The 5,304-nt window shown below is 66.8% G+C and carries 5 protein-coding genes; 4 read left to right on the top strand and 1 reads right to left on the bottom strand.

Features of this window, described 5'->3' with window-relative positions:
- Nucleotides 1–118 precede the first annotated feature (118 nt).
- The 3 genes from ACFVJ3_RS17715 (at nt 119) to ACFVJ3_RS17705 (ending at nt 3,074) form a co-directional block, all read left to right on the top strand.
- The gene (locus tag ACFVJ3_RS17715) at nt 119–817 is read left to right on the top strand and encodes a TetR family transcriptional regulator (RefSeq protein ID WP_378453264.1); all 699 of its coding nucleotides are present in this window, start codon (nt 119–121) and stop codon (nt 815–817) included.
- Nucleotides 818–990: 173 nt separating this feature from the next.
- Nucleotides 991–2,151 carry an acyl-CoA dehydrogenase gene (locus ACFVJ3_RS17710; protein ID WP_378453263.1) on the top strand — a complete coding sequence of 387 codons (1,161 nt, stop codon included), beginning with the start codon at nt 991–993 and terminating at the stop codon, nt 2,149–2,151.
- Between the two features lie 74 nt (nt 2,152–2,225).
- Complete coding sequence (locus ACFVJ3_RS17705) at nt 2,226–3,074, top strand: 3-hydroxybutyryl-CoA dehydrogenase (protein ID WP_378453262.1); 849 nt, start codon at nt 2,226–2,228, stop codon at nt 3,072–3,074.
- Here the strand turns inward: ACFVJ3_RS17705 and ubiG are convergent.
- Nucleotides 3,071–3,904, bottom strand: coding sequence for a bifunctional 2-polyprenyl-6-hydroxyphenol methylase/3-demethylubiquinol 3-O-methyltransferase UbiG (gene ubiG, locus ACFVJ3_RS17700; RefSeq protein ID WP_378453261.1), 834 nt, complete (start codon nt 3,902–3,904; stop codon nt 3,071–3,073). The genes ACFVJ3_RS17705 and ubiG overlap by 4 nt on opposite strands.
- 90 nt (nt 3,905–3,994) lie before the next feature.
- On the opposite strand from ubiG, the gene ACFVJ3_RS17695 reads away from it, so the two are divergent.
- Entirely contained in the window at nt 3,995–5,239 is a 1,245-nt protein-coding gene (locus ACFVJ3_RS17695) for a hypothetical protein (RefSeq protein WP_378453260.1), read from the top strand.
- The last annotated feature ends 65 nt before the right edge of the window (nt 5,240–5,304 follow it).

Raw genomic sequence — 5,304 nt, 5'->3', positions numbered from 1 at the left:
TCGAACTCGACCTCGCCCCGCCCTACCAGGACGGACGCACTGTTTCGAGTATCCGCCCGCAAGGCGCGCCGGGTCCAGGGCACTGCGCGCCCAATGCCGCCGATGGATACTGGGCCTCATGACCGAGCGCGTCGACACACCCGGCATCGATCCCGCGGACTTCCGCGTCCACGTCGTGGCGCAGGCCATCCGGCTGTTCTCCGAGAACGGGTACGAGGCGACGACAGTAGAGCAGATCGCGTCGGCCGCGGGCGTGTCCCGGCGGACGTTCTTCCGCCAGTTCCGCTCCAAGGAAGACGTGATCTTCGCCGATCACGAATCGCTGTTGCAGCAGGCAGGCGATTATCTGTCGACGGATTCCGACGACCCGTGGGCGGCGGTCTGCAGGACGGCGGGCCTGGTCTTCGACAGGTTTCGCGAGAATCGGGAGCTGTCGGCTCGCCGATACCAGGTGGTCCAGCGCGTGCCCGCGCTGCGCGACCGGGAGATCGTCACCGGCTTCCGCTACGAGCGGTTGTTCGTCGACTACCTGCGCGGTGTCGTACCCACCGAACCGGTGCTGAAGGTCATCGGATTCGCGGCCGCCGTCACCGCGTGCCACAACTTCCTGCTCCGGAACATGATCAAGGGCGACCCCGACGCCACCGCCGAGGAACTCGAACGGGCCCTCCTCGACGTGCGCCGGACGTTCGGCGTCGCTCCGGGGGCGTCGACGCAGGACCAGGACGCTGTGCTGGTGGTGTCGTACCCACCGGGAACGCCGGTGGACGAGATCACCGGGCGTATCCAGGCCCAGCTGTCCCGGCGCCGACGCTGAGCGGCCGGGGTGACGACTCCCACCCTTGACTGGCACTCAGTGCCGTGGTTGACTGCACTGTAGTGGCAGAAGTTTGCCGACCACGAACATTGCGGCCCACCTGAACGACAACAACCCTGGCACGGAGTGCCTATTCAGACTCGGTGCCGTCGAGACTCAGCAAGGAGCGCCCCATGGCCGGAAATCCGGACTTCGATCTGTTCAAGCTCGGTGAAGAGCACGATGAACTTCGGTCCGCGATCCGCGCGCTCTCCGAGAAGGAGATCGCACCCTACGCGAAGGAGGTCGACGAGGATGCGCGCTTCCCCGAGGAGGCCCGCGTCGCCCTCGTGAACTCCGGGTTCAACGCCATCCACGTCCCCGAGGAATACGACGGCCAGGGAGCCGACTCCGTCGCCACCTGCATCGTGATCGAAGAGGTCGCCCGCGTCTGCGGCTCCTCCTCCCTGATCCCCGCCGTCAACAAGCTCGGCACCATGGGCCTCATCCTCAACGGCTCCGAGGAACTCAAGCAGCAAGTCCTGCCGCAGCTCGCGTCCGGCGAGGCCATGGCGTCCTACGCTCTGTCCGAGCGTGAGGCCGGTTCGGACGCCGCCGGCATGCGCACCCGCGCCAAGGCCGACGGCGACGACTGGATCCTCAACGGCTCCAAGTGCTGGATCACCAACGGTGGCAAGTCCAGCTGGTACACCGTCATGGCCGTCACCGACGCCGACAAGGGCGCCAACGGCATCTCCGCGTTCATGGTCCACGAGGACGACGAGGGCTTCGTCGTCGGACCGAAGGAGAAGAAGCTCGGCATCAAGGGTTCGCCCACCGCGGAGCTCTACTTCGAGAACTGCAAGGTCCCCGGCGACCGCATCATCGGCGAGCCCGGCACCGGTTTCAAGACGGCGCTGCAGACGCTCGACCACACCCGTCCCACCATCGGCGCGCAGGCAGTCGGCCTCGCGCAGGGCGCCCTCGACGCCGCTCTCGCCTACACCAAGGACCGCAAGCAGTTCGGCAAGTCGATCAGCGACTTCCAGGCCGTGCAGTTCATGCTCGCCGACATGGCGATGAAGGTCGAGGCCGCACGCCTCATGGTCTACACCTCCGCGGCGCGCGCCGAGCGCGGCGAGAAGAACCTCGGTTTCATCTCCGCGGCCGCCAAGTGCTTCGCCTCCGACGTCGCGATGGAGGTCACCACGGACGCCGTGCAGCTGTTCGGTGGCGCCGGCTACACCACCGACTTCCCTGTCGAGCGGATGATGCGTGATGCGAAGATCACTCAGATCTACGAAGGCACCAACCAGATCCAGCGCGTCGTGATGTCGCGTGCACTGTTGAAGTAGGCGGCTACGCCGCCCGTGCGCCTTTTTGGTAGTTCCCGCTACCAGAAAGGCGCACGGCTACGTGAGGAGAATTTGTGGAACTAGTAGGCGTGATCGGCGGCGGCACCATGGGTGCCGGCATCGCCGAGGTATGCATCAAGGCCGGCAGCTCGGTTCTCATCCTCGAGACCAAGCCGGAATTCGCCGAGGCCGCACAGGCCCGGATCGAGAAGTCCCTGGCTCGCGGGGTCAAGGCGGGCAAGCTCGACCAGGCCGCCGCGGACGCCGCACTCGCCCGCGTGCGGGTCACCCTCGCTATCGAGGACTTCGCGGACCGCGACCTCGTGATCGAGGCGGCGCCGGAGATCGAGTCGCTCAAGGTCGACATCTTCGGCAAGCTCGACAAGATCGTGAAGCCGTCGGGCATCCTGGCGTCCAACACGTCGTCCATCCCGCTGATCAAGATGGCCAACGCCACGCAGCGTCCCGGGCAGGTCGTGGGTGTCCACTTCTTCAACCCGGTGCCGGTGATGCCGCTGGTGGAGATCGTGGTCAGCCTTGTCACGTCGGAGGAGACCGTCCTCGCGGTCACCGATTACGCGAAGAACACGCTGCGCAAGAAGACGGTGCGGGCCGGTGACCGCGCGGGCTTCATCGTGAACGCGCTGCTCATCCCGTACCTCACGTCGGCGGTCCGGATGCTCGAGTCGGGTTACGCCACCGCCGAGGACATCGACGAGGCGATGAAGGGCGGCTGCGGCTACCCGATGGGCCCGCTGACGCTGATCGACACCGTCGGCCTCGACATCACCCTCGCCGCGGCGGAGTCGCTGTACGCGGAGTTCGCCGAGCCGCACTACGCTCCTCCGACGCTGCTCAAGCGCAAGGTGGACGCCGGACACCTCGGCAAGAAGAGCGGCAAGGGCTTCTACGACTACAGCTAGCCACGCCCCTCCGGAAGCCCGTCGCGTTGTCGCGGCGGGCTTTCACCATTCTTGACCGCAAATCCCATGTAGGAGATGGCCGTGCTCCTGATCTGCCCGAAGTCGAGCCGGCGGCTCAACTCCCCGTAACTGAGCCGTGTTCCGCCTGCCCGGGCGAGGTCGAGCAGCCGGAGAGGATTCTTCGACCGCGGCCCGAGCCCGACGAACTCGCCGAGCCACAGACCGTGCCGCTCCATGATCGGCGCCAGCTCCGCGGGACGGATACACATCGACCAGTCGTGGATGGGAGTGTCGAACATCCGGGTCATCCGCCACTCCTGCATGATCTTGATCGCGACGAGCTTGCTGGCGAACGTGCGGTTGATGGTGTCGAACAGGTACAGACCGCCGGGTTTCAGCGCACGGGACGTCTCGGCGATCACCCCGTCCAGATCCGACACGTGCTCGAGGACGTCGCAGCAGTAGACGACGTCGAACGCGGCATCCGGCACCGGCAGGTGCTCGCCCGACCCGATGCGGTACTCGATGTCGAGTGCCGAGCCGGCTGCGTGCCGACGCGCGGTGTCGACCGACACCGGGGACGGATCGATGCCCGTCACCCGGAAACCGATGCGGGTGAACTCCTCCGCGAGGAACCCGCCGCCCGAACCGACGTCGAGGGCGCGGAGTCCGCGGTGGTCACGACCGACCGTCTCGCCGAGCACCTTGCGGAAGTAGGCGAATCGTCCCGGCGTCAGGCTTCCGTGCAGCAGGTTGAGTGGGTTGTCTTCCTCCCACCACGACTCCCCCACACGGTTGTAGACATCGTTGTCGATGACCAAGCGGACCACCCCTTCTCTGCCGACGGCACAGCGACGACTCCAGCCTTCTCCTGCGCGTCGGTCACTTCAAGGCCGGTGCCCTTACGCGATGCTCAGGGGATGACTTTCAGGATCTCGCACCTGTGTTTGGTGCTGGGCGGATTCGTCGCCGGAATTGCGTTGAGATCCAGCATGTCCGGAGGGTTCGCCTTCGTGACGAACGGCGACCGTCTGGACGTGTTCTATCTGGGACCCGCTGCGCGCGGGGCACTCGCGGCGATCGTCGCGGTTCTCGTGGCGGCGCGCAATCGGGCCCGGCGGAGCCTGTCGGTGGCGTCGTTCGCCGGCCTCGCGCTGCTGGGTGTCGCACCGTCGATCGGGCCGTGGCACTTCGAGATGTATGCCAGTGGAGTCGGTGCGGGCCTGCTGCTCGGCGGTCTCGTCGGACTGTGCGCGACCGCCGACCGGGCGTGGTTGCAGACCGCACTCGCGGCGGGGGTTCTCGCCGGACTCCTCCTCGCCGGACCGATCGAGCACTTCCGGACGTCCGCTCCCCGGCGCTACGCGGACTACCTTCCGGAACCCGCATTCGATCCGGTGGTGCTGACCGTCCTCGCGCTCACGGCCGTGATTCTGGCCGTCACGCTGGCGTCCGGCGACTTCGGTGAGCCGACGGATGTCGCGGTGAGCGGACGCGTCCTCGTCGTCGGGATCGTTCTGCCGCTGATCGGGCTGGTGCTGTACTGGTGGTTCGTTCGTCGTGTCTGGAACGTGGGCACCTACGGTGCGATGCAGGACCGGTGGATATTCGGACTCATCCTCGTCGTGGTGGTGATCGGCGCCTCGCTGTGGCTGGAGGGCCGCACCGGGATCGTGCTGCTCGCCGTGATGGCGTTCGTCGCCGCGGGGGACATCGGCACGGCGGCGTTCCCCGACTCGTGGCCGTGGCTGCTGGTGCCCGCAGCGCTCGTGCTGACCGGTGCCGTGCTCGGCAGACGTTTCCCTCAGCCGGTGTCCGGCATCGCGGCACTCGCAGTCGTGGCGGCGTCGGCGTTGTTCGAGCACCCGCCGTGGGACAACCTGCACGTCGGTGCGACGTGGCTCCTCCTTCCGCTCGCGGCCTCGTACACGGTCGCGTCGAGTCTGCCGTCGAGCGATCCGGTCACCGCGACGTCGCTGGCCGCCCCGGCCGCGCTGGCCGTCCCGCTGATCGCCGACTACGGGTGGACGGCGTACGCGCCGCTCGTCGAATCCGAGAGCACGCTGCGGCCGGACTCGTGGGCGTGGACATCGACGGGACTGTCCGTGGTGGCCGTGGTCGCGTGCGGTCTCACCGCTGTCCACCTCGGAAAACGCTCCTCCTGAGCTTATTGCACGATACATATCTTGTGCACCATGCATATGCTGTGTATGGTGCACAAATTGTGTTT

Source organism: Rhodococcus sp. NPDC127593, assembly GCF_042671975.1.
Taxonomy (GTDB): Bacteria; Actinomycetota; Actinomycetes; order Mycobacteriales; family Mycobacteriaceae; genus Rhodococcus_F.
Note: the sequence above shows the minus strand (reverse complement) of the source record. Positions and strands in the feature narration are given on the sequence as shown.

Bases quoted from the DNA above. Each gene is read 5' to 3' on its own strand.
- ACFVJ3_RS17715 (WP_378453264.1), top strand. From the start codon at position 119: ATGACCGAGCGCGTCGACACACCCGGCATCGATCCCGCGGACTTCCGC.
- ACFVJ3_RS17710 (WP_378453263.1), top strand. From the start codon at position 991: ATGGCCGGAAATCCGGACTTCGATCTGTTCAAGCTCGGTGAAGAGCAC.
- ACFVJ3_RS17695 (WP_378453260.1), top strand. From the start codon at position 3,995: ATGACTTTCAGGATCTCGCACCTGTGTTTGGTGCTGGGCGGATTCGTC.